The organism is Terrimonas pollutisoli, assembly GCF_029360765.1.
Classification (GTDB): Bacteria; Bacteroidota; Bacteroidia; order Chitinophagales; family Chitinophagaceae; genus Terrimonas_B; species Terrimonas_B pollutisoli.
The window spans coordinates 1-805 of the sequence record NZ_JARKNA010000064.1; the positions used below are offsets into that span (position 1 = coordinate 1).

Consider the following 805-nt stretch of genomic DNA (forward strand, 5'->3'; position numbering starts at 1 on the left):
CAACAGAACCGGTACTGTTGCCAAAGCAAAGCACATTGACATGAGCCTCACTCAAAGCAAGAGCAGCAGCAGGTTGTGTAATGGTAACAGAAGTAGTCGCTGTACAATTATTGGCATCGGTAACGGTGACCGAATAAGTGCCGGCCACAAGAGCGGTGATGTCTTGCGTGCTTGCGCCATTGCTCCACACATAAGTATAAGGAGTTGTACCACCGTTAACAGTTAAGTCAACCGAACCGGTGGCATTACCAAAGCAAAGCACATTGACATGGGCTTCACTCAAAGCAAGGGCTGCAGCAGGTTGTGTAATGGTAACAGAAGTAGTGGCTGTACAATTATTGGCATCGGTAACGGTAACGGTATAAGTTCCTGCAGCAAGAGCGGTGATGTCCTGCGTGCTTGCACCATTGCTCCACACATAAGTATAAGGAGCGGTACCACCGTTAACAGTTAAGTCAACCGAACCGGTGGCATTACCAAAGCAAAGCACATTGACATGGGCTTCACTCAAAGCAAGGGCTGCAGCAGGTTGTGTAATGGTAACAGAAGTAGTGGCTGTACAATTATTGGCATCGGTAACGGTGACCGAATATGTGCCGGCCACAAGAGCCGTGATGTCCTGTGTAGCAGCGCCATTGCTCCACAAATAAGTATAAGGAGCGGTACCACCGTTAACAGTTAAATCAACAGAACCGGTGGCATTACCAAAGCAAAGCACATCCACTTTTGAAGAAGTGAGAGCCAGGGCTGCAGCAGGTTGTGTAATGGTAACAGAAGTAGTCGCAGTACAATTATTGGCATCGGT

General features: G+C 48.1%; 1 protein-coding gene. It reads right to left on the reverse strand.

Features of this window, described 5'->3' with window-relative positions:
• Positions 1–805 (reverse strand): SprB repeat-containing protein (locus tag P2W73_RS26365; protein WP_276505097.1); only part of this gene is annotated, 805 nt, incomplete at both ends.